Source organism: Salmonella sp. SAL4457, assembly GCF_046548235.1.
GTDB lineage: Bacteria > Pseudomonadota > Gammaproteobacteria > Enterobacterales > Enterobacteriaceae > Salmonella > Salmonella enterica.
The window spans coordinates 1-258 of the sequence record NZ_JBGDZO010000803.1; the positions used below are offsets into that span (position 1 = coordinate 1).

General features: G+C 48.1%; 1 protein-coding gene. It reads left to right on the forward strand.

Annotation, left to right across the window (positions count from 1 at the left end):
• Positions 1–49: 49 nt before the first annotated feature.
• Positions 50–258, forward strand: a 209-nt coding sequence (locus ACLJNW_RS26385) for a ParB/RepB/Spo0J family partition protein (protein WP_410961535.1), incomplete at its 3' end; no start/stop codon positions are given.

Below are 258 nucleotides of genomic sequence, written 5' to 3' on the forward strand. Positions count from 1 at the left end.
GCGTTGGAGAGCGTGTAAACACGCTGGTATCGAGACCATTGACTTGGTGGTGAATGATAAGGTCCAGAACAACTTGGACGAGACTGCTGGTGAGCTGATCGAAAACATCCAGCGGGATGACTTGACTCCGGTAGAGATTGCCGAGGCGTTAAACCTGTTTATTGAAGAAGGTTGGAAGCAAAAGGATATTGCTGATCGGCTCGGTAAGAATATCACTTTCGTATCTACGCATCTGTCGTTGCTCAAGCTACCTGACTG